Annotated in this window: 17 protein-coding genes and 1 pseudogene; 4 read left to right on the top strand and 14 right to left on the bottom strand. The window is 59.7% G+C overall.

Annotation, left to right across the window (positions count from 1 at the left end):
* Nucleotides 1-162, top strand: a pseudogene (locus tag ACRC1E_RS14560) (translation initiation factor IF-1); the annotation flags it as partial.
* A gap of 124 nt (nucleotides 163-286) precedes the next feature.
* On the opposite strand, the gene ACRC1E_RS14555 reads toward ACRC1E_RS14560, so the two are convergent.
* Nucleotides 287-1,207 (bottom strand): 2-hydroxyacid dehydrogenase, encoded by a 921-nt coding sequence (locus ACRC1E_RS14555; RefSeq protein WP_438515824.1) that lies wholly within the window; start codon nucleotides 1,205-1,207, stop codon nucleotides 287-289.
* Between the two features lie 88 nt (nucleotides 1,208-1,295).
* Between ACRC1E_RS14555 and ACRC1E_RS14550 the strand changes: the two genes are divergently transcribed.
* The gene (locus ACRC1E_RS14550; RefSeq protein WP_438515823.1) at nucleotides 1,296-1,508 is read left to right on the top strand and encodes a sigma factor-like helix-turn-helix DNA-binding protein; all 213 of its coding nucleotides are present in this window, start codon (nucleotides 1,296-1,298) and stop codon (nucleotides 1,506-1,508) included.
* Between the two features lie 3 nt (nucleotides 1,509-1,511).
* Here the strand turns inward: ACRC1E_RS14550 and dnaE are convergent, their stop codons facing one another.
* From dnaE to fadD, 13 genes are all read right to left on the bottom strand, one after another.
* Nucleotides 1,512-4,955: a DNA polymerase III subunit alpha gene (dnaE, locus tag ACRC1E_RS14545; protein ID WP_438515822.1), complete on the bottom strand. Its 3,444-nt coding sequence runs from the start codon at nucleotides 4,953-4,955 to the stop codon at nucleotides 1,512-1,514.
* A gap of 32 nt (nucleotides 4,956-4,987) precedes the next feature.
* On the bottom strand, nucleotides 4,988-6,085 hold the full coding sequence (locus ACRC1E_RS14540; protein WP_438515821.1) for an FAD-dependent oxidoreductase: 1,098 nt from the start codon (nucleotides 6,083-6,085) through the stop codon (nucleotides 4,988-4,990).
* 5 nt (nucleotides 6,086-6,090) lie between these two features.
* The gene (locus ACRC1E_RS14535; RefSeq protein ID WP_438515820.1) at nucleotides 6,091-6,735 is read right to left on the bottom strand and encodes a DUF3047 domain-containing protein; all 645 of its coding nucleotides are present in this window, start codon (nucleotides 6,733-6,735) and stop codon (nucleotides 6,091-6,093) included.
* A complete protein-coding gene (locus ACRC1E_RS14530) occupies nucleotides 6,732-7,349 on the bottom strand; it encodes a CDP-alcohol phosphatidyltransferase family protein (protein WP_438515819.1) in 618 nt (205 codons plus the stop codon). The genes ACRC1E_RS14535 and ACRC1E_RS14530 overlap by 4 nt, the downstream gene beginning before the upstream one ends.
* A complete protein-coding gene (locus ACRC1E_RS14525) occupies nucleotides 7,339-7,977 on the bottom strand; it encodes an ATP-binding cassette domain-containing protein (protein ID WP_438515818.1) in 639 nt (212 codons plus the stop codon). The genes ACRC1E_RS14530 and ACRC1E_RS14525 overlap by 11 nt, the downstream gene beginning before the upstream one ends.
* Complete coding sequence (locus tag ACRC1E_RS14520) at nucleotides 7,970-9,571, bottom strand: ABC transporter permease (RefSeq protein WP_438515817.1); 1,602 nt, start codon at nucleotides 9,569-9,571, stop codon at nucleotides 7,970-7,972. Before ACRC1E_RS14520 ends, ACRC1E_RS14525 begins: the two co-directional genes overlap by 8 nt.
* A gap of 3 nt (nucleotides 9,572-9,574) precedes the next feature.
* Complete coding sequence (locus tag ACRC1E_RS14515) at nucleotides 9,575-10,759, bottom strand: ABC transporter substrate-binding protein (RefSeq protein ID WP_438515815.1); 1,185 nt, start codon at nucleotides 10,757-10,759, stop codon at nucleotides 9,575-9,577.
* A gap of 21 nt (nucleotides 10,760-10,780) precedes the next feature.
* Nucleotides 10,781-12,913, bottom strand: coding sequence for an FAD-dependent oxidoreductase (locus tag ACRC1E_RS14510; protein ID WP_438515814.1), 2,133 nt, complete (start codon nucleotides 12,911-12,913; stop codon nucleotides 10,781-10,783).
* A gap of 167 nt (nucleotides 12,914-13,080) precedes the next feature.
* Nucleotides 13,081-13,710: a MarC family protein gene (locus ACRC1E_RS14505; RefSeq protein WP_438515813.1), complete on the bottom strand. Its 630-nt coding sequence runs from the start codon at nucleotides 13,708-13,710 to the stop codon at nucleotides 13,081-13,083.
* A gap of 161 nt (nucleotides 13,711-13,871) precedes the next feature.
* Nucleotides 13,872-14,999 carry a succinyl-diaminopimelate desuccinylase gene (dapE, locus tag ACRC1E_RS14500; RefSeq protein WP_438515812.1) on the bottom strand — a complete coding sequence of 376 codons (1,128 nt, stop codon included), beginning with the start codon at nucleotides 14,997-14,999 and terminating at the stop codon, nucleotides 13,872-13,874.
* Nucleotides 14,996-15,343: an ArsC family reductase gene (locus ACRC1E_RS14495; RefSeq protein WP_438515811.1), complete on the bottom strand. Its 348-nt coding sequence runs from the start codon at nucleotides 15,341-15,343 to the stop codon at nucleotides 14,996-14,998. The genes dapE and ACRC1E_RS14495 overlap by 4 nt, the downstream gene beginning before the upstream one ends.
* Before the next feature lie 11 nt (nucleotides 15,344-15,354).
* The gene (locus tag ACRC1E_RS14490) at nucleotides 15,355-16,494 is read right to left on the bottom strand and encodes a PilT/PilU family type 4a pilus ATPase (RefSeq protein ID WP_438515810.1); all 1,140 of its coding nucleotides are present in this window, start codon (nucleotides 16,492-16,494) and stop codon (nucleotides 15,355-15,357) included.
* A gap of 88 nt (nucleotides 16,495-16,582) precedes the next feature.
* Nucleotides 16,583-18,262 (bottom strand): long-chain-fatty-acid--CoA ligase FadD, encoded by a 1,680-nt coding sequence (fadD, locus tag ACRC1E_RS14485; protein ID WP_438515809.1) that lies wholly within the window; start codon nucleotides 18,260-18,262, stop codon nucleotides 16,583-16,585.
* Between the two features lie 275 nt (nucleotides 18,263-18,537).
* Between fadD and rimP the strand changes: the two genes are divergently transcribed.
* Both rimP and ACRC1E_RS14475 read left to right on the top strand, forming a co-directional pair.
* On the top strand, nucleotides 18,538-18,963 hold the full coding sequence (gene rimP, locus ACRC1E_RS14480) for a ribosome maturation factor RimP (protein WP_438515808.1): 426 nt from the start codon (nucleotides 18,538-18,540) through the stop codon (nucleotides 18,961-18,963).
* 50 nt (nucleotides 18,964-19,013) lie between these two features.
* On the top strand, nucleotides 19,014-19,198 hold a 185-nt coding region (locus ACRC1E_RS14475), incomplete at its 3' end, for a NusA N-terminal domain-containing protein (RefSeq protein ID WP_438515807.1).

Here is a 19,198-nt window from a genome sequence, read left to right as displayed (position 1 = left end):
GTGGCTTACGCCTCGGGCAAAATGCGCAAATTCCGCATCCGTATTCTGGAAGGCGACAAGGTGACGGTTGAAATGTCACCGTATGACCTGACCAAGGCACGCATCAGCTTCCGTCACAAGGAAGAACGCGGCCCGTCGTCGGCACCTTCGTTCCGCCGCTAAGCAAGACTTGCGGGCGCGGGCAGGCCTCTTGCCCCCGTGCCCGAACTTCGCTTCAGGTTTTATCGGTATCTGCCGTTCTGGCGTCGTACCTCATTCCCGTTTTTTGCAGTAAATGCCGGCCTGTCTAATAGGCACGGGCCCGTTCGACCTTGCCGCTAATCGACTGCCCCAATTCCAGCGCCTTGATGCGTGCCGAAATCTGCAGCACGGCTGCGCTGATCAGCGTCTGCGCGGCGCTATGCGGCGTAATGAGCGCGTGCGGGTGCACCCATAGCGGGTGGGTTTTCGCCAGCGGTTCAAGGCTGAATACATCCAAGAGGGCAAAGCGCAGTGCGCCGCTATCAAGAGCCGTCAGCAAGGCATTTTCATCCAGTTGTTCACCGCGCCCGGCATGAATCAGTGCAGCGCCCGCCGGCAGTCGCGCCAGGCGTGCGCCGTCCAGCAAGCTACGCGTTGCAGGCGTCAAGGGCAGCATATTGATGAGGACATCGGTGTGCGCCAGCATCTCGTCAAGCGCAGACTCACCGTGTACGCAGGTGACAGCGGAGAGGCTTCGTGCACTACGGCTGAAGCCGTTGACTTGATAGCCCTCGGCGGCCAATGCCGTGGCGACGCGCCCCCCCATTTCCCCTAGCCCCAGCACACTCACCCGTGTGTCCTGTTTGCGCCGGTCCGGCTGCACCTGCCATTGGCGTTGCTGCTGCTGGTTGCGATACAGATCAAAGCTGCGCTGCCAGTGCAAGACGCCATAGCGTGCGTATTCGATCATCTGCTCGGCCATGCCGGCATCGCTTAGCCGGTAGATGGGGATGTGCGCTGGCAGGTCTTCACGCGCAACGAGACGGTCGACACCGGCACCCAGCACGAATACCGCCTGTAAATCGGTCAGGCCGGTAAAAAATCCGGGCGGCGGGTTCCAGACCACGGCGTAGCGGGTCGCGGTTTGCGGCTTGAGCATAGTGTGGACAACGCGATGCCCGGGCAGGGCGCTGCCCAAGGCTTGGACGTAAGCCTGTACGTGTTCGGAATGATAAACGGTAATCATGCGGGACCCCCTGAAACCGATGCCGGCAGACGGCAAAGGCATGCATTTTTTCTGCAAGCCACTATGCTGGAAAAAAAGGGGGTGTGCAATGAGACTGGAACTCTTTACTCAGGTCGCTGACCTGATCGGGCTGAAAAAACGCTCGCGCGAGGCAGTATGGCTGATCGAGATCGAAGGCATGACTTGCAGCGGGGCCGCGCGGCAGATGGATTTGTCGGTCTCCACCGTGTCGCGCGCCCATGCCCGTTACCGCCGTGCGGTGCTGGCCATCAATACGCTGGGCCCGCACCTGCCGATGTAAGCCTTACCAGATGATCTTGGCGCGGCTTTCGCCCAGCGTCTCGTCCAGAGCCAGCAAGAGCGCATCGTCCAGACGTACCCCCCAGGCGGGGGGCAGCATCAGCTCGCCTTTGGCTTGGCCGTTGTTGTAGTGCAGGCGTACCGGGCAGCCGGCGTCTTCGCTCTTGTAACCGACCAGCGTGCTTCTGAGCTTGCCCACATCCGCAGTGTGATCGAGCGAGATCGCCAGCGAGCGCGCGTAACGGCTGCGTGCTTCGCCCAGTTCGTACACATGCTCGGCAATAATGCGCAGGCCACCGGAGAACTTGTCTTCGCTGACCTTGCCCTCCACCACCAGTACGGTGTCTTCCTTCAGCCGGTCGCGGTTGGCGTCAAAACCCTCGGCAAACAGCGACACTTCCAGTTTGGCACTGCCATCATCCAGTTGGACAAAAGCCATCTTGCCGCGATTGCCGACCTTGACGCGGATGCCGGTGACAAAGCCGGCCAGAAGCTGCGGCTCCTTGCGCGGTATGAGGCGGGATAGCGGCGTCTTGATAAAGCCGCGGACCTCTTTTTCGTAAGACTTGAACGGATGGCCGGACAGATAGTAGCCGATGGCCTGCTTTTCTTCGGCCAACTGTACTGCTGGCGTCCAGGCGCGGGTTTCCACCATCGGAACCGGTGGCACTACATCGTCACCGAACATATCGAACAGGCCGCCCTGATTCTCGTTGGCCGCTTCCTGACTGGCCGCTTCCAGCGCCAGCGCGACGTTGGCAAACAGCTTGGCGCGGTTGCTCTCCAGTGCATCGAAAGCGCCGGCGCGAATCAATGCTTCTACCGTGCGCTTGTTGACGATGCGCTTGTCGGTACGGCTGCAAAAGTCGAACAGATCCTTGAACGGGCCGCTAGCCTCGCGCACCGCGATAATATGTTCGACGGCGGCTTCACCGGTGCCCTTGACGGCGCCCAGTGCATAGCGGATGTGCGAGCGGTCGGTCGGCACGAAGCGGTAGAAGCCTTCGTTGACGTCGGGCGGCAAAAACTTGAGGCCGTTGCTGACCGAGTCGTCGTAAAAGATCTTCAGCTGGTCGGTGTTGTCCAGTTCACTGGACATGGTCGCGGCCATAAAGGCGGCGCAGTGGTGTGCCTTCAGCCATGCGGTCTGGTAGGACACCACGGCATAGGCGGCGGTGTGCGACTTGTTGAAGCCATACTCGGCAAACATCGCCATCAGGTCGAACAGATGGGTGGCCAGCTCCTTGGTGTAGCCTTTTTGCTCGGCACCCTCGGTGAAAATGCCGCGGTGCTTGTCCATCTCCTCGGCTTTTTTCTTGCCCATCGCGCGGCGCAGCATGTCGGCGCCACCCAGTGTATAGCCGCCGATAATCTGCGAGATCTGCATCACCTGTTCCTGATACACGATCACGCCGTAAGTCGGGTCCAGACAGGCGGTCAAGTCGGGGTGGAAATAGTCCACCGCCTGTTTGCCGGCTTTACGCAGGATAAAGTCGTCGACCATGCCCGAACCCAATGGGCCCGGGCGATACAGTGCCAGCACGGCAATAATGTCTTCGAAGCGGTCGGGCTTGAGCTTCTCCAGCAGGCGCTTCATGCCGTCCGATTCCAGCTGGAACACGGCGGTGGTGTTCGCCGTCTGCAGGATGCGATAGGCGGCCGGATCGGTGAACTCCAACAGGTTCAGGTCGGTGTCGAAACTGGGGTCCAGTTTTTTGATATAGCGCGCGGCCAGATCGATAATGGTCAGGTTTCTGAGGCCCAGAAAGTCGAACTTCACCAGCCCGATCTTTTCGACATCGTCCTTGTCCAGCATCGACACCGATACGGAGTCTTCACCCGAGGCCTGATACAGCGGGCAGAAATCGGTCAGCTTGCCCGGCGCGATCAGTACACCGCCGGCGTGCATGCCGATGCCGCGGGTCAGGCCTTCAAGCTTCTTGGCCAGTATCCACAGTTGGGCGACTTCTTCCTCGTTTTCCAGACGCGCCTTGAGTACCGGCTCCATGGCCACCGCATCGTCCAGCGAATATTGCTTGCCTGGCGCTGCCGGAATCAGCTTGGAGAGCTGGTCGCAGAACATATAGGGCAGGTCGAGCACGCGCCCGACGTCACGAATCACCGCCTTGGCCGCCATGGTGCCGAAGGTGGCGATCTGCGATACCGCCTCCTGACCGTATTTCTGGCGCACATACTCGATCACGCGGTAGCGGTTGTCCTGACAGAAGTCGACGTCGAAGTCGGGCATCGACACCCGTTCCGGATTCAGGAAGCGTTCGAACAGCAGCGCGTATTCCAGCGGGTCGATGTCGGTAATCTTCAGGCTATAGGCGACCAGCGAACCGGCACCCGAGCCACGGCCCGGGCCCACCGGGCAGCCGTTCAGCTTGGCCCAGTTGATAAAGTCGGCCACGATCAGGAAATAGCCCGGGAAGCCCATCTGGATGATGGTGTCGGTCTCGAACTTGAGCCGCTCTACATAGCGCTGGCGCTGGTTTTCGCGTTCTGCCCCGTCGGGGTACAGCTCGATCAGGCGCTCTTCCAGCCCGGCTTTGGCTTCCTGCACCATAAAGTCGTCCAGACTCATGCCGTCCGGCGTCGGGAAATCCGGCAGGTAGTTGGTGCCCAGTTCGACGGTGAAGTTGCAGCGCTTGGCGATTTCGACCGAGTTTTGCAAGGCTTCCGGCACATCGGCGAAGCGCTCCTGCATCTGCGCACTCGAGAGAAAGAACTGGCAGTCGGAAAATTTCTTTTGCCGGCGCTTGTCGGACAGGGTGTAGCCCTCGGCGATGCACACCCGGGCCTCGTGCGCCATATAGTCATCCGCATCCATGAACTGGATGGGGTGGGTGGCGACCACCGGCAGACCCGCGTCGCCGGCCAGACGCAGGGTGGCCTGTACGATGGCCTCGACCTGCGGATTGTCGACGCGCTGGATCTCCAGGTAAAAACTGTCCGGAAACAGCGCCGCCCAGCTTTGGGCGCGGGCGAGCGCTTCTTCGGGGTTGCCGTTGATCAGCGAGACGCCCACATCGCCCAGTTGTGCACCGGACAGACAGATCAGGTTGGCATTGTCGCCCTCTTGTAGCCATTCGCGCTTGATTTCGGCGCGGCCGCGGATCTGGTTATGGGTGAAGGCGGCGGCGAGGAGCTCGCACAGGCGGCCGTAACCGGCCCGGTTTTTGGCGATCAGCATCAAACGCGAAGGCTTGTCGCGGTCGACTGCGTTTTCCAGCCAGATGTCGCAGGCGATAATGGGCTTGATGCCGGTGTCGCGGCAGCCCTTGTAAAACTTGACGAGTCCGAACAGATTCATCAGGTCGGACATGGCCAGCGCCGGCATCTGGTCGGCGTGGGCGCGCTTGATCGCGTCGCTTAAGCGAACGATGCCGTCACTGACGGAAAATTCGGAATGCAGCCTGAGGTGAACAAAGCTTGGTGTAGTCATCCGCGCATTGTAGAGGTGCAGGCGCGGCGGGGCTAGTTCGGGCGCGTGAAGCGTGCCATAAAGCCGCGGTCGATGCGGTCTTTTAGCCGCCATACCCAGCGTCCGCTCACACACAGGCCATGCCAGCAGCCAATCGCGCGGCCGTCGCCGGTGGCCAGTAGCGACAGATAGCCGTGCTGCGGGCGGTAGTGCTTGAGTTTGCCTCCATCCAGCGCCGCCAGCAGATTGTGCGCCAGAATGGCGCCATGGCGCACGGCATAGACACCGGCCTTGTCATGCGACTGCCCCAGCTGGCTGGCGATATCGCCGCCGGCAAATACATGGCGGTGGCTGAGCGATCGCAAGTGGTCGTCCACGAGAACAAAGCCGGCTTGATCACAGGCGAGGCCGGCCGCTTGCGGCCAGCGCTGGGGCGAGGAGCCGCTGGCCCAGAACAAAAGATCAAACGGGAAACTGGTCCCCGAGCTTAATTGCAGTTCGCCTTGGTCTACCTGACGGATGGCGCTGCCGCCGGCAAGCGGGATGCCTGCTGCCTGCAGGGCGCTTTCCGCCATTTTCGCGGCCCGTTTGGGATGGCGCGGCAGCACACCGCTACGGGTCAGCAGCGCTATCCGGTCTTGGCGCTGCTGCTTGCGGCTGTGTGCCATCAGCGCCAAAGCCAGTTCGACGCCGGCGGCACCGGCACCGACTACGACGATACGCTGCCCGTCGGGCAGTTTGTCCAGTTGCTGCAAGGCGGCGATAAACTGGTCTATCGGTTTGACGCCGCAGGCGTAAGTGGCCGCACCGGGCACGGCGGCAAGCTCCGGGCTGGAGCCGATGTCCAGCGATAGCAAATCGAAAGCCAGCGTGAGATCTCCCGCACCTGCGCTGTGCTTGTCCAGATCCAGTGTGTCGACCGTGCCGTGTATCAGCCTGACGCCGGCGGCCGTGCATAACGGGGCGAGGTCGATATGGATCTCTGCCGGCGAGTAAAGCCCGGCGACCATGCCGGGCAGCATGCCGGAATAGGGTGCGAGTACGTCGCGGGTGATGAGCGTGACATCCAGATCGGGGCGGGGCGCGCGTATCAGGGCTTCCAGTACGAACAGATGGCTGTGGCCACCGCCTATCAGCAACAGTTTTTTCATCGGTGTTATTTTTCCGAGAACCAGATGTCGCCATACCATGCGCTGGCTTTTCCGCCTGCGTTATCGGCATCGGTCATCAGTGCCACGGCGTCGATGTGGTCGAAGTCTTCGTTGAAGGCCGCTTTCAGGTCTTCGCGTACATTGCGCTTGTGCGCGACCCACTGGCCGGCCTTGGCGTTGCCGCTATCCACGGCCTGCAGCATGGCCTGCGGGACAAAGGCATTGGGCCAGCGGCTGCCTACAGCCTGGTTGCTGGACCACACATAATTGAGTGCGCGGCTGCTGATGCCGAATGGCCCGCGCTCGTCCACCACATACACCCGTGCCGGATAGTCGTCTCCGCTCTTGCTGCGTTCATTGACGCCGCTGTAAGTGTTGCTGATTTTCCAGCGCCAGTTGAGATAGGGGGTGCGGTTCAGATCGACCTTGAGCTTGCGAAATTGCCCCGAGGCACCGCCCTCGGTTTGTGCCATCAGTACGGTCTTGCCGCTGGTTTCATCTTTCACCAGCCGGTAGCGGGTCTCGCCCTTGAAGGCTTTATTGTCCCATCCGGTGAGCGTGCCTTGGCTGAAAGCGCCGGCGACAAGGTCGGCAGCCAGCAGCGGTGTGGTTGCCAGTGCCAGCAATAGGGCGAATTTGCAGGGTTTCATGCTGAGGGTCCGTTAAAGCTGTGCCAGCCGGCGGCAAGCCGGCTCAGGGTCGTGAGTGCACATAGTGCGGCAAAGCCCCAGGCGAACAGCGCAAAGTAGTGGGGGAGCAAGCACATCAGTGCGAAGCAGGCCAGCGTCTCGCTGGCTTCGGTCAGCCCGCCCAGATAGTAAATGCCCTTGTTGGGGTAGACGGTGCTGCCCAGCTTGCGTTTTTCCGCGATCACGGCAAAGGCCAGAAAGCTGGTGCCGGTGCCGACAAAGGCAAAAATCAGTGCGGCGGACGCCAAGGCATTGGCTTCGGGCGCCGCCAAGGCAAAAGCAAACGGGATGGATGAGTAAAACAAAAAATCCAGACTGATATCGAGAAAGGCGCCGCGGTCGGTGGGGGTACTCAGGCGCGCCAGCGTGCCGTCCAGCCCATCGAGCAGGCGCGATAGCAAAATCAGTATGAGGCCGGTGATAAATTGGTGTAGGGCGATGGCGGTGGCCGCGGCCATGCCGATAGCGAAGGCGGCCAGCGTGACGCTGTCGGCACTTACGCCATAGCGCTTGAGTGTGCGTGCCAGATATTTCAAGGGCCGCGCCAGCAGCGGCAGTAATAGACTATCGAGCATCAGGCAACTCCAGCTGAATAATGCGTCCGCCGGCAGGCACATCGCTGCTGTCGTGGGTGACCAGCAAGGCCGGGATGGCGCGCGCGCGCAGGTGGCGGTAAACAAAGTCGCGCATGTCGGCGCGCAGGCGGGTATCCAGACGCGAGAAGGGTTCGTCCAGCAGCAAGGCCGCCGGCTCGGCCAGCAGGGCACGCATCAGCGCCACGCGTGCGGCTTGACCGCCGGACAGCGTCACCGGTGAGCGAGCACCAAGCCCGGCCAGTTCGGCCTGTTGCAGCGCCTGTATCACGGCATCCTTGCGAGCGCGGCCGCGAACGGCAGCGGGCAGGGCGAAGGCGAGGTTTTCCGCCACACTCATATGCGGGAACAACAGTGCATCCTGAAACAGCAGCCCTATCCGGCGTTGTTCTATCGGCATGGAGTTCAGGGCGCGGCCCGCCAGGTGCAGCTGTCCAGACAGGCGGATGGCTGGCGGCAAGGTGCCGGCCAGCGCCGCCAGAATGCTCGATTTCCCGCAACCGGAGGGCCCCATCAGGGTGAGGATTTCACCGGACGCGATGTTGCAGCTTACGGGGCCGATCAGGCGGCCATCGGGCAAGGTCAGGGTGAGGGCATTCAGTTCAAGCATGGCGTTTTTCAGGGTCGGGTAGCGCACGGGCGAGCATAAAGGCCAGCAGCGGCAGCAAGGTGGCAAGCAGGGCGTAGACCGCCATCACGCGGCGGTTGCCGCCGGCAGACAGCGCCACCGCTTCGGTGGTCAGCGTGCTGATGCGTCCGGCGCCCAGATACAGGGTAGGCAGGTATTGCGCCACACTGACGGCTACACCCACGGCGGCAGCGGCGGCGATGGGGCGGGCAAGCATGGGCCATTTGATGCGCCAGCAGGCGCTCAGGCGCGTATGCCCCAGTGCTTGCGCCAAGGTCAAATAGCGCGCATCGAAGCGGCGATAGGCCGGCGCGAGCACGATCATTACATAGGGAAATACCCAGAATAGCTGGGCCCAGACGACGGTAACCAACGAACCCTCCCATTGCCATGGCAGCGCCAGACGGTAAAGGCCGGCCACCAGCAACACTTGTGGCAGGAGCAAGGGGGCGAGCAGCAGGCTATGGCCTAGCCGGTGAGCCGGGCCGTATTCCAGCCACAATAGCGCGAGCGTCAGGGCCGCCACTGTGCTGGCTATCGCCAGACACACGCTGGTCACCAGATTGGCGGTCAGGGTATCGCCGCTATTTTGCCACGCGGCAAGGGTGAAACTTTGCGGCCACGGCTCGGGAAACAGCCACAAGCCGGCGAACGACCAGAGCAGCGTCAGCAGCAGTACTGCAAGATAAACAGCCAGCAGGCTTGTAGCCAAGGCGGCGGCCAGACCCGGGGGGGCGCGGTGGCCGCGGACGCCGTCAGGCATGCGCGTCCGGGCGCCCCATAGCCGCCACAGGCCGGCACCGGCCAGCAAGAAGACGCCGGTCAATATGGCCAATAGCCAGCTGCCGGCCATGGCCGGCGCCGCCAGTTGCGGGTCGGCATCCTGCAGCCATTGCCATAGCAGTACCGCCAGTGTGGGCGGGGTGGTGGGGCCGATGACGATCGCCATGTCGATGACGGTCAGCGAGTAGGCCAGTACCGCGCACAAGGGCCAGGCCAGGCGCGGCAGCAACTGTGGCAGGATGATCCAGCGCCATATTTTCTGTGATGCGTAACCGAGACTAGCGGCGACTTGCGTCTGGGGCGCGATTTCAGGTCTGGCCAGCAACAGGGCGATATTCCACAGTAAAAACGGGGTTTCCTTCAGGCACAAGGCGAGTGCCAGAGCGAGCCCCCACGGGTCGTTGACGGTGATCCAGTCCGGCGCAAAAGCAGGGGTGCCGGCAAGGGAGGCAAAGGCCCGCACCAGCCAGCCGCCAGGGGCGATCAGGAACACAAGCCCGATGGCAAAGGCTGCATGCGGAAGCGCCAGCATCGGCGACAAGTGTGAGCACAGGCGCGGCCAGGCGCGGCTGAGATACAAGCCGCGCGCTAGCGTGAGCGACAGCAGCAAGGCCGTCGTGGTGCCCAGCAAGGCGGACACCAAGCTACTGCCCAGTGCCGGCAGGAATTGTGCTTGTGCCCATAACGATGCAAAAGCGGCCGGCGATAAGGCCGGCAGCAGCGCCAGGACAAGCGCCGCCAGCAGCGGCAAGGCAAACAGCAGGCTAAACAGCGCCAGAGTCAGTTGCGCCATGCTTTAGCGGCTGCCGCCGGCCTGGCCGTAGCGGCGCAACCATTCTTTTTCCAGTGCATCGACCCAGCTGGCGTGCGGTTCGGGCAGGGCGCGTACGCTGGCAGGCAAGCTGCCGGGTGCGCGTTTGAGCAAGGCAGCTTGTTGTGCTGCCGGTAGCTTGGCCGCATCCAGCACGCTGGGGTCGCCCCAAACGGCAATATCGGCTTTTCTGGCTTGCGCTTCGGGGGAAAGCAGGAAGTTGGCCAGTACCTGTGCGCCGGCCGCGGCCTTGGCGTTAAACGGAATGGCGACAAAGTGCACATTGGCCAGCATGCCGGCCTTGTGGCCATAGCTGTAGGCGGTTTTGGGCAGGCGGGCGCTGGCGACCTGATTGGGCACTTCATTGGGGTTAAAGCTGATGCCCAGCAGCAACTCGCCGTCAGCCATCATCTGCAGGGTCTGTTCGCCCGAAGCGGGAAAAGCCTTGCCTTGGCGCCATAGTGCGGGGTGCAGGCGCTCGAGATAGGCCCATAAGGGCTGGCTGGCGCGCGCGAAATTGGCGGCTGTCACCGGCTGTTGCAATAGCGCCGGTGTCGGGGTGAGTTCGAGCAGGGCCTGCTTGAGAAAACTGGTGCCGTGAAACTGTGGCGGTTTGGGGTAGCTGACCCGGCCCGGGTGCTTCTGGGCAAAGGCCAGCAGGCTGAGCATAGAGTCCGGCGGCGTCGCCACCGTATTGCGCTCGGCAATAAAGGTGAGCTGTGCTCCGCCCCATGGCGATTCCAGTCCCTGAGTCGGCTCGGCAAAATCATGCTCGACCGGCAAGTTGCGGTCTACATAGCGCCAGTTGGGCAGGGCTTGGGCAAATGCTGCCGACAGCAGGCCCTGCTGTTTCATTGCGCGGAAATTTTCGCCGTTGAGCCATACCAGATCGACGCTGCCGCCTTGGCGGCGGGCGGCGGCTTTTTCTGCTGCCACCCTGCGTATTACCTCGGCGGTATCGGCAATTTTGACGTGTTTGACGGTGACGCCATAACGCTTTTGGGTTTCAGCGCCTGCCCATGCGATATAGCGGTTGATCGGCTCGCTGCCACCCCATGCGTTGAAGTAGACGGTTTGGCCGCGGGCCTGAGCCAGGGTGTCGTTCCAGTTGGCGCTGGCGACAGGGCTGAGTAGCGCCAGCAAGAGCGTGGTCAATAGCGTGTGCTTCATGTTTGTCCTGTTGCGGATGCCTTATTTGCGAGCGCGTTGCAAAAACCGGCGTGCAAGGCCTAGTGCCCACGCCGGGGTGTGGTCTTGCTGCCATAAGCCGGCAACGGCCTTATTGCCTTCCATCCAGGTCGGATAGGCATGGATGGTGGCCAGCACCTTCTTGAGCCCGAGATTGTGTTTCATGGCCAGTGTCCACTCGGCCAGCATGTCGGCGCCACGTTCGGCAACGATGCTGACACCTAAAATACGGTCGCTGCCCTTGGCGGTCAGGACCTTGATAAAGCCGTGATTGGCTTCGTCGGCGATGGCTCTATCCAGCTCGGCCAGATCCAGCCGGGTGGTTTCGTATGCAATACCTTGCGCCAGCGCCTCGTTTTCGGTCAGGCCGATGCGGGCCAGTTCCGGTGAGGTAAACACCGATACCGGCACCAGGCTGGTGTCGGCCTTGAAGCGGCGCAGACCCTGCAGCGCATTGACGGCAGCGATCCAGCCTTGCTGCGCGGCCATATGGGTAAACTGGTAAGGGCCGGCCACATCGCCACAGGCGAAAATATGCGGTATGCGCGTCGCCAGCGCGGTGTCCAGTGTCAGTTTTCCTTCGTCCAACAGACCCAGTTCTTCCAGCCCGAAGCCGCTAAGGCGGGGTTTGCGGCCGGTGGCCAGCAGGACTTGATCGAAGGACAGTTGCTGCTCCTGGCCCTGATGGCTATAACGCAGCATTTTACCTTCTGCGTCGCAACTGAAGTGCAGAAGGCTGGCCTGACAGACGACATTGACGCCGTCGGCGCGTAGCGCAGCCTGTATGGCTAGCGCCGCATCGTTGTCGTCGCGCGGCAGCAATTGCGTGCCGGCTTCGAGGAGCGTGACCTTGCTGCCCAGACGGGCAAAAGCCTGTGATAGCTCGCAGCCTATGGCACCGCCACCGATGACCAGCAGGTGTTCAGGCAGGTCGGTGAGCGACCATAGCGTATCCGAGGTCAAGGGTGCGCAATCAGCCAGGCCGTCTATGGCGGGTATCGCCGGCTGGGCGCCGGTGGCAATGATGATGGCGCGGGTGCTGAGCGTGCGCTCGCCAACTTTGACCTGCCACGGGGAAATGATGCGGGCGTGCCCGGAGATGCATTCGACCCCCAGCGCCGTATAGCGTGCAGCCGAATCATGCGGCTCGATGCGGGCGATGATGCGTTTTACCCTCGCCATCACGTCGCGGAAAGGGACGTGCAGATTGCCGCTAAGACCGTAATCGGCAGCATGGCGTGCTTCGTGTGCCAGCTTGGCCGAGCGTATCAATGCCTTGGAGGGGACGCAGCCGGTATTCAGGCAATCGCCGCCCAGTGCTTTCGCTTCTATCAGGGCAACCCGGGCTCCTGCCTTCGCTGCGATATAAGACGCCACCAAGCCGGCCGCCCCGCCACCGATGACGACAAGATTGATGTCGAAGGAGGCCGGTTTACGCCATGGGGCCAGTCGTGTGCGCAAGCGCCAGCGGCGCAACAGTATGGAGCTGGAGAGCGGCAGGGCGGCCAGCAGCACGAAGGAGAGCAGCATCAGCGGCGAGACAATGCCGGACAGGCTGTGCAGGCTGCCCAGTTGTTGCCCGGCATTCACATACACCAAGGTAGCCGGCAGCATCGCCAGCTGGCTCACCCAGGCATAGGTAGACACCCGCATACGGGTGAGACCCATCACCAGATTGACGACAAAAAAGGGAAATAGCGGTACCAGCCGCAGGCCGAACAGATAGCTGCGGCCTTCTTGTGCCAGCCCGGCATTCACGGTCTGCATCGCTTTGCTAAAGCGGCGCTCAATGCTGGCGCGCAGCAGATAGCGCGCCGACAGGAAGGCCAGCGTGGCGCCCAGTGTGCTGGCCAGTGAAATAATGACGGTGCCGGCAACTAGGCCGAACAGTGCGCCGCCCAGCAGGGTGAGCAAGGTGGCACCGGGCAGGGACAGGGCTGTTGCCAGTACATAGAGCGTGAAATAGACCAGTACGCCGCTGAAATAATGCGCATCCAGCAAGGCGCGCCATGAGGCAAGATGCTGATGGATGCGTTCAAGGCTGAGCCATGCGCTGCCGCCCCAGGCAAAAAAGCCGGCAATCAGTGCCAGCAAAGTGAACGCCAGGGCGAGACGTAGAAAAGAGTGCTTACTCATGGACGCTTGCCTTGCTGCGGGTTCGGCCGGGTATTTTAACCGTTAATCATGCAAAGATTGGGGTCGATAACAATAATAGATTGTGCGTATAGGCTAAATAGGAACAGGCTAGCGGAGACAGTGGCAAAAAAAGGGTGGCGCCAGACTTGTCCGGTGCCACCTGATGGTTAGCGGGTCAGTTGCGGGAAAAGGCGGAAAACCCCGTCCACGATAATTTCCACCGACAGCGCGGCCAATATCATCCCCATGACCCGGTTGACGATATTGATGCCGGTCTGGCCCAGAATGCGGCCGATAGGCGTTGCCAGTACCAGTGTGATGTAGCAGGTGGCGGCAACCAGCAAACCGCTGATGATCAGCGTCAATAATTGCAGCCAGTCCTTGGCGGCACTGGCATAAATGATGACGGTAGACATGGTGCCGGGGCCCATCATCAGCGGGATGGCCATAGGCACGACTGCGATATTGGTCTTGGCTTCCGCTTCCTCCCGCTCCTGCTTGGTCGTCTTGGTCGGCGATGATTTGGCATTCATCAATGAAATGGCGATCAGCATCAAGAGCATGCCGCCACCGACCTGAAACGAACCGATGCTGATGCCCAGAAATTTGAGCAAGGCATCGCCAACCAGTGCAAAGAGAATCATCACGATGGCAACGGTCGATGCTGTTGTTTTTGCGATCGTTTTACGCTCGGCCTGTGATGAGTTTGGGGTCAGACTGATAAAAACCGGTATTGCGCCCAGCGGATTGACCAGTACGAGCAATGCCGTAAATATTTTGATGATTTCAAGTTCCATAGCGCCGGATCATACCTCTGCTGGCTAATAATCTCATTCAAGCTGGAGACGGGAATAGACAGTCCCGCGCCAGCGGGCCGGCCCGCCATGAATAAAAGGCACAAAAAGCGAACCGGCAAGCTTGGAGTGGGCTTGCCGGATTCAGTCTAGATGCAATTCGCTTAAAGAAGCAGGTTTTCCAGTGTGCGCCGGTAAATGGTCGATAGCGTGGCAATATCCTTGAGGGCTACGCATTCGTTCAGCTGGTGGATAGTGGCATTGATGGGGCCGAATTCGATGAGCTCGCCTGCTATCCGTTTGATAAAACGCCCGTCCGAAGTGCCGCCTCCTGTAGACAGTTCCGGTGTCCGTCCTGTTTCGCTGCGGATGGCCGCGCTGATCGCTGCGCTCAGTACGCCGGGCGGCGTCAAGAATGGCTCTCCGCCCAGTGTCCACGCCAAGGAATAGTCCAGCTCGTAACGGTCAAGGATGGCGTGTAACCTGGTCTTGAGGGTGTCCGCAGTGTTTTCCGTGGAAAAACGGAAATTGAACCTGATCTCTGCGCTACCCGGAATCACGTTGCCCGCACCTGTTCCCGCGTTCAGGTTGGATATTTGGAAGCTGGTTGGCGGGAAGTGGGCATTGCCTTCGTCCCAGCGGGTACTGATGAGCTCTGACAGTGCGTTTGCCATCAGGTGGACCGGATTTCTGGCGAGCTGCGGGTAGGCAATATGTCCTTGCTTGCCGTGTATGGTCAGCGTGCCGGAGAGCGAGCCGCGGCGGCCGTTTTTGATCGTGTCGCCCAAGGCCTGGTCCGAGGTGGGCTCTCCGACGATGCACCAGTCTATGATCGTGCCGCGCGCCTGCAGCGTATCCACGACGCGCACGCTACCGTTGATTGCTGCGCCTTCCTCGTCCGAGGTGATCAATAGTGCGATCGAGCCGGGATGTGTGGGGTGGGTGGCGATAAAGTCTTCGATAGCGGTGATGAAGGCCGCCAGCGAAGCTTTCATGTCGGCCGCGCCACGGCCAAACAGCAGTCCGTTACGAATGGCAGGCTCGAATGGCGGGCTGACCCAGTCTTCGATAGGGCCGGTTGGCACGACATCGGTGTGGCCGGCAAAGCATAATAAGGGCCCGTCTTGGCCGCGCCGTGCCCAGAAATTGTCCACATCACCAAAACGCATGCGCTCGATGCTAAAGCCCATGGCTTCGAGGCGGACTATCATGCTCTCCTGACAGCCAGCGTCGCGAGGCGTGATGGAGTCGCGGCGTATCAGTTCAATGGCCAGCTCTTCGGTACGCGTCATGGCTTCAGCGCCTGATAGCTGTCTTCGCTAAAACCGACCAAAAGTTGTGATCCTTGTTCGAGTACCGGCCGCTTGATGAGAGAAGGCTTTTCCATCATGAGGGCAATAGCCGAGTCCGGGCTGTCGGCCCGCAGTTTGTCTTCATCTGAGAGCGCACGCCAAGTTGTCCCTTTGCGGTTGATCAGTGTGGCGAGGCTGGTGTGTCTTAGCCAGCGGCTCAGCGTGACTGTATCGATGCCCTGTTTCTTGAAATCGTGAAACGTGCTGTCCAGTTGCTGTTCGTTCAGCCACAGGCGGGCTTTCTTGACGGTGCTGCAATTGGGAATGCCGTAAATAGTAATCATGGGCTCGGATATTATTTAAGGGTAAAGCCGCCAAAGTCAGGGGCGTCGGCAGACGAAGCCGGGTTTCCGCTTTGGGGGGCGGGTTTCTTTTTGTCGCTGACGTGATTGATCAGCCAGTACAGATTGGTCGGGGAGTCGGCATTTTTCATTGCTTCATCCAGGCTGATGTGGCCCGAATTGTAGAGCTTAAACAATGAGCGCTCGAAAGTCTGCGAACCGTCCGACATCGACGCTTCGATGGCATCCTTGATCTTGTCGATTTCTCCGCCACGGATCAGGTCGGCGATATGCGGAGTATTGACCAGTAGTTCGACTGCCGGAATCAGCTTGCCCTGAGGGGTGGGAACCAGGCGTTGCGATACCACGGCCTTGAGCGAGACCGACAAGTCCATCAATAAAGCATTGCGGGACTCTGGCGGGAAGAAGCTGATGATGCGGTTCAGCATGTGATAGCTGTTATTGGCGTGCAGCGTGGTGATGCATAAATGGCCTGATTGGGCATAGTTGATGGCATGAGTCAGCGTTTCGGCATCGCGGATCTCGCCTATCATCAGGACATCAGGCGCCTCGCGCATCGCGTTTTTAAGCGCTGCAGCATAAGAGTGGGTATCTATGCCGATCTCGCGCTGGTTAACGATAGACTTCTGATGGCTGAACAGGAACTCTACCGGGTCTTCTACCGTCAGGATGTGCCCGCTTTGCAAGCTGTTGCGCAGGTTCAGCATGGCGGCTACGGTCGAGCTTTTACCCGAACCGGTCGCGCCGACAACAATGACCAGGCCGCGCTTGAGTTTGACCAGTTCATGCAGGGTGATTGGTAGGTTCAGTTCATCCAGTGACGGTATTTTAGGGGCAATGTGGCGGATAACCATGGCGACGTTGCCGCGCTGACGGAAGATATTGACCCGGAAGTTGCCTAAGCCTTCCGCTTGCCGTGCAAAGTTCATTTCCATCTCGCGCTCGAAGATGGCAATTTCACTCTCGTTCATCAGGCTGTAAGCCAGGTGCTGGATATTATCCGGGCTTAGGGGCTTATCGTTGACCGGGCGCAGGACACCGTCAATTTTGATCTGGATGGGGGCGTGGCTGGTGTAGAAGGTGTCGCTGGCTTTGGTTTCGGCCATCAACTTGAAAAAGGGCAGCATCAGCATGGCAGGCTCCGGCTGGGGTGGCCGATCAAAGGAAAACCCCGCCGCGGCGCAAGGCGTTGCCGTGGCGGGGTGTTGGGTCTAATGCCAATCAGGCCTGTTTGGCTACATGCTCGTCGCGCAGTGCGCGGCGTAGTATCTTGCCAACGTTGGTCTTGGGAAGTTCATCACGAAACTCGACAAATTTTGGTACTTTGTAACCGGTCAGGTTGGCGCGGCAGTGCTCAAGTACGGATTCAGCGGTCAGGGCAGGGTCTTTGCGAACGACGAAGACTTTAACCACTTCGCCCGAGCGTTCGTCTGGAATGCCGATGCAGGCGACTTCCATGACTCCCTGGTGCATGGCGACGACGTCCTCGATCTCGTTGGGGTAGACATTAAAGCCGGAAACCAGAATCATGTCTTTCTTGCGATCGACCAGTTTGACGAAACCGTCTGGAGTCATGATCGCCATGTCGCCTGTGGCGAGGAAGCCGTCGGCATCAATGGCCTTGGCCGTTTCATCCGGCCGCTGCCAGTAGCCTTTCATGACCTGCGGGCCCTTGATGCATAGCTCGCCGGCTTCGCCTTGCGCGACTTCCTTGCCGTCTACATCGCGGATCTGGATGTCGGTCGAGGGGACAGGCAGGCCGATGGTGCCATTGTATTCTTTTAGATCCAGCGGGTTCATGCAGGCCGCCGGGCTGGTTTCGGTCAGGCCATAGGCCTCGATCAGCGTGACGCCTGTGGTCTGCTTCCAGCGTTCGGCCACTGCACGCTGTACCGCCATGCCACCGCCCAGCGACAAGCGCCAGCTGGAAAAATCGATGGTCTTGAATTCCGGGTTGTTCAGCAGGGCATTGAATAGCGTATTGACGCCGGTGATGGCGGTGATTTTGTGCTTTTTCAATTCCTTGACGAAGCCCGGAATGTCGCGCGGGTTGCTGATCAGTACATTCAGTGCGCCGATTTCGGTAAAGGCCATTAGGTTGGCAGTGAGCGAGAAGATATGATACAGCGGCAGGGCGGTGACAATAACCTCCTGACCTTCGCGGATGCCGGGCTTGATCCAGGCGCCGGCTTGCAGCATATTGGCGACAATATTGCGATGCAGCAGCATGGCGCCTTTGGAAACGCCGGTGGTGCCGCCGGTATATTGCAAAAAGGCGATATCTTCATGGCCGATATCAACTTTGCGGTAGGTGTGTTTGCTGCCTTGAGCTAGCGCGTCGTTGAAACGGGTGTGGCCGGGCAGATGCCAGGCGGGTACCATTTTCTTGATCTTGCGCACCACAAAATTGACGATGGCGCCTTTGGGGAAGCCCAGCATGTCGCCGATCGAGGCGATGATGACATTTTTAACCTTGGTGCGGCGGATGACATCTTCCAGTACCGAGGCGAAATTCTCCAGAATAACAATGGTCTCGGCGCCGGAATCATTCAGCTGGTGCTCAAGTTCACGCGGCGTGTAAAGCGGGTTGACGTTGACAACGGTGCAGCCTGCACGCAGCGTGCCAAAAACGGAAACGGGGTATTGCAGCAGATTGGGCATCATCAGGGCGACGCGGTCGCCCTTGTTCAGCTTGAGTGTGTTTTGCAGATAGGAAGCAAAATGGCTGACTTGCTGGTCCAGTTCGCCATAGCTCAGTTGCTTGTCCATGCAGACGACGGCAGGACGGTCGCGAAACTTAGCTACGCTGGCATCGAACACTTCGATGATCGATTTGAATGTATTGATGTTGATTTCGTGTGCAACACCGGCCTGATAATTTTTGAACCAGATTTTTTCCATAGCCTGCTGTTCCTCCATCGTGCTTGCGTTTTGCCGGTCATTATATGTGCCGGTACTGTTTTGCTTATTCCGTACGCGATAATAACCGCAGTAGGCCACGTTAATTTACCGTAACTAAAAGACTAGTGCAAAACTGTTGTTTGTCATAGCTGCTTGACTCCCCCGTTGCTGCCTATATAGGAGTAGGGCAGCATTTTCTTTTTGCGCTGAATGGGTTACACTGACCGATATTTAGTGATGGGCGGTTCGCCCATTTTTTATTTGTGGAAAATGCAATGGATGTCCGTCTGCTGTTGGAAAATACCCTGCCTGGTCTGGGGTTCGAGCTGGTTGATTGTGAGCTGACCCCGGGCGGTGGCCTGCGTGTTTTTATGGATAAAGAAGGTGGCGTGACGATTGAGGACTGTGTATCGGTCAGTAATCACATGACCCGTTTGTTCATGGTAGAAAATATCGATTACAGCCGGCTTGAAGTGTCAAGTCCGGGTCTAGATCGCCCTCTGAAAAAAGAGGCCGATTTTGTGCGTTTCGCGGGACAGCTTGCCAAGCTGCGCACACGTCTGCCTGTCGAGCAGCAAAAGAAATTTACCGGTCGTCTATCTGGCGTTGAGGATGGTGTGCTCAAGCTTGAGGTGGAAGGCCGGATTGTGGAGATCGCACTGTCCAATATCGACAAGGCTCGTATCGAGCCCGAGTTCTGATCAGGTCAGGCGTTTCTCTCACAAAAAGGACAATGTATCCGGAGGAATGAATGAGTCGCGAGATTTTGTTGCTGGTTGACGCCCTGGCTAGCGAGAAGAACGTTAGCCGGGATGTAGTGTTTTCTGCTTTGGAGCAGGCGCTGGCTTCGGCAACTAAGAAGAAGTTCACTGCTGAAGACGACATGGAAGTTCGTGTCGAAATTGATCGCCAAACGGGCTTGCATAGCACTTTCCG

Origin of the sequence: Craterilacuibacter sp. (genome assembly GCF_051659485.1) — a bacterium.
Classification (GTDB): Bacteria; Pseudomonadota; Gammaproteobacteria; order Burkholderiales; family Chromobacteriaceae; genus Craterilacuibacter.
The sequence above is the reverse complement of the archived record's forward strand: the minus strand, read 5'-3'. Positions and strand labels throughout refer to the sequence as shown.